Genomic DNA, 3,329 nt, shown 5'->3' on the forward strand with positions numbered 1-3,329 from the left:
TCTATGTCGGGCTCGGCAATCACGATCTCGACCAGAACGGCTCGCCGCCGCATGTAGATTGGTATCGCCGCGAATTGCGAGATTATGTCGAGGTCAACCATCGCCCCGGCGTGTTCTTCAAGCCGCCTGTGCCGGCAACCGAATACGACGTCGACACTGACTGCTATTCCTGGGACTGGGGCGGCCTGCATCTCATCCAGACGCACCGCTTCGCCGGCGACACCGGACATGGCGCGCCGAGCAGCCTGCCCTGGCTGAAGCAGGACCTCGCCACTTATGCCGGCGATGGCCGTCCAGTGGTCATCTTCCAGCATTATGGTTGGGACACCTTCTCGACCGAGCGCTGGGATCCGGTGAAACGCACCTATGACGACGATGGTTCAGGCCGCCCGCACTGGTGGGGCGAGGCCGACCGCCAGGCTCTGCTGGCGGCGATCAGCGGCTACAATGTCATCGCGATCTTCCACGGCCATCAGCACGAAGTGCCGATGATCTACCAGCGCGACGGCCTCGATCTCGTCAAGCCGAAGGCGGCCTATATGGGCGGCTTCGCACTCGCGCGCATCACGGCCGACAACATGGATGTGGTGCTGGGCGAGGCGGCTGGCGACCATGGCGAGATCGTCTTCACCAACGCTTTCGCCAAGCAATTCCAGGCATGAAAAGGCCGCCCCGCGGCGGCCTCCATGGTGCCTGTCATCCTGATGCTTGAGGGGTGCGGTTGCATCGGGCAACGCAATCCGGTTAGGCTCGCCGCGGCTGCCGGCGAGGGCAGCCCTGGGGGAACCGGGTTTGCGTCTTCGTGTGGCTTTTGTCGCTGTCCTGATGGCCCTGGCTGGCTGCATCGCCGACGACGTCGGACCGATCAACACGCTCACCCGGAAAGCAGGTCGCCCATCACCCACTTATATCCCCGACCCGGCCGATGATGGCTCGACCGTCGTGGGACTTGCGTTTTCCGGCGACGGCACGCGGGCCGCCGCTTTCTCCTACGGCGTGTTGCGGGCGCTGGACGACGTCGTCATCGATCAACGCCCGAAACAGCGCACGCTGGTCGACGACATCAGGATGGTTTCGGGCGCCTCGGGCGGCGCGGTCACCGCCGCGTATTTCGGCTACAAGGGCAGGGACGGCTACCAGGACTTTCGTGAGCGCTTCCTGACCCAGAACGCCGAAGCCGATCTCAGGACATCGTTGTCGCCGGTCAACTTCATCCGCGCCTATTATGGCGGCGTCAACGACCGCAGCGGTTTCGCCAGATGGCTGAACGACCATCTGTTCGACGGCGCGGCCTTCAAGGCCTTGCACCGGCCGAAAGGTCCGATCGTCTGGATCAACGCCTCCGACATATACAACCGCACGCCGTTCCTCTTCACCCACGACACCTTCGCGGCGCTGTGCAGTGACCTCGACCAAGTGCGGATTGCCGACGCTGTCGCGGCATCTGCCGCCGTGCCGATTGTCTTCGCACCGATCGTGGTCTCGGCGACCAGCCCCCATTGCGGTTACCACAGGCCGCAATGGCTGAGCGAGGCGCTTGCCGACCGCAACGCCTCGCTGCGGCTCAAGGCCTATGCCAGCGCGCTCGATTCCTATCAGAACGACGATCCGCTCGACTATGTGAAGCTGCTCGACGGTGGGCTGACGGACAATATCGGTGTCACCGGCTTCACGCTTGAGCGCTCCGCCGCCGGCACACCTTACGGGCCGCTGTCGCCGTCGGCCGCGGTCCGCCTGACGACGCTGATCTTCATCGTCGCCGACGCCGGGAGCGACAGCGATGTGAACTGGGCGAAGTCGCTGCACGGGCCAAAGGCCGCCGAGCTCCTCGACGCCGTGACCAGCACCACGCTCGCCGCCTCGGTGCGCGACGAGTTCGATGCGCTGAAACTTGCGGTCTCGCAATGGAAGGGCGAGCTGGTGCGCTATCGCTGCGGGCTCCCGGCCTCGACCGTTTCGGCCTATCGCGGTTCGTCGGCCGGGTGGAACTGCCGTGGTGTCCGCCTTGTGGTCCAGCACCTTTCCTTTGCCGATCTCGATCCGGCGACGCAGGCGAAGCTGAACGAGATTCCGACCAGGCTCAGGCTGCCTGTCGACCAGGTCGATCTCACGATCGATGCCGGCCGCAGGGCGCTCGAGGTTAATCCCGACATACAGACGGCAGTCGCTGCGATCCAGGCCCGCGCCGGCGTGAGGCCGCCGGCGATCACGACGGCCGAAGCGAATTGACATCATCAGGAGACAGTTCTTGGCAGAGTTCACCCTCTATATCGGCAACAAATGCTTTTCGTCCTGGTCGCTCAGGCCCTGGGTGGCCATGCGGCACCTGGAAATACCTTTCGAGGAGGGCTTCGTGCGGCTACGCACGCCGCAGACAGCCGCCAACCTCGCCAAGGTGTCGCCGACCGGCCTTGTGCCGGTGTTGAATCACAATGGCAGCATCGTCTGGGAAACGCTTGCCATCCTTGAATATCTTGCTGACCTCTACCCTGAGAAAAGGCTCTGGCCGGAGGACCTCGGCGCTCGTGCGCTGGCGCGCTCGGTTGCCACCGAGATGCACTCCGGCTTCCGCGAGGTTCGTTACGGCTGGCCGATGAACCTGCGTCGGCCGACATCGCACAAGCCGCTCGATGCCGAGGGCGAGGCACAGCGGGCGAGGATCGAGGCGATCTGGCGCCAGTGCCGCGAGCAATATGGCCAGGGCGGCCCGTTCCTGTTCGGTCATTTCACTGCGGCCGATGCCATGTATGCGCCGGTGGTCACGCGCTTCGACACTTATGGCGGCGAGCTGGCGCCCGTCACCCGCGCCTATGTCGACGCGGTGCTGGCGATGCCCGCGATGCGGCACTGGTACGCGGAAGCTGCCAAGGAGCCCTGGCCGGAGCCCGGCCCGGACGAATAGAGCTATTCCGGAAGAAGGTGTAACGTTCGTGGAGGTTGCGCAGCGGATACGCCTCGTGGGCGGCCGGCGGCAATAGACTTTCGGGGAGGCGGCGATGGCCAGCAGTGAAGCATCGCGTGAAGCCACGGCGTCAACGATCTTCCATTGCCGGTTGATCCCGCCGCGGCCGGATTTCGCCCTCACTATGACGGAGGAGGAAAGGGCGCTGATGGGCCGGCATGCCGACTATCTGCGCGAGAAGCTCCGCGAAGGCATCATGATCATGGCAGGCCCGGTCGCCGATCCGGCCGGCCCATGGGGGCTGCTGATCCTGCGTGCCGGCAGCGAGGCGGAGGCGAGGGCCGTGACCGACGCCGACCCGGTGGCGCGTTCGGGCCGCGGCTTCCGCTATGAGATCCTGCCGCTGTTGAGCGTGATCATGTAGGCC

The 3,329-nt window shown here is 65.0% G+C and carries 3 protein-coding genes and 1 pseudogene; all 4 read left to right on the forward strand.

All coding sequences use genetic code 11. The features are described from left to right. Window positions 1-662 (forward strand): annotated as a pseudogene (locus tag EOA27_RS28460) (metallophosphoesterase); the annotation flags it as partial. A 163-nt stretch (window positions 663-825) separates the two neighbouring features. Continuing rightward, window positions 826-2,229: a patatin-like phospholipase family protein gene (locus tag EOA27_RS28465; protein ID WP_126083843.1), complete on the forward strand. Its 1,404-nt coding sequence runs from the start codon at window positions 826-828 to the stop codon at window positions 2,227-2,229. 19 nt (window positions 2,230-2,248) lie between these two features. Next, complete coding sequence (locus EOA27_RS28470; protein ID WP_126083204.1) at window positions 2,249-2,902, forward strand: glutathione S-transferase family protein; 654 nt, start codon at window positions 2,249-2,251, stop codon at window positions 2,900-2,902. A gap of 94 nt (window positions 2,903-2,996) precedes the next feature. Further along, window positions 2,997-3,326, forward strand: a complete 330-nt coding sequence (locus tag EOA27_RS28475) for a YciI family protein (RefSeq protein WP_126083203.1) — start codon at window positions 2,997-2,999, stop codon at window positions 3,324-3,326. Window positions 3,327-3,329 lie beyond the last annotated feature (3 nt).

The sequence above is a fragment of the Mesorhizobium sp. M2A.F.Ca.ET.037.01.1.1 genome (assembly GCF_003998075.1).
GTDB lineage: Bacteria > Pseudomonadota > Alphaproteobacteria > Rhizobiales > Rhizobiaceae > Mesorhizobium.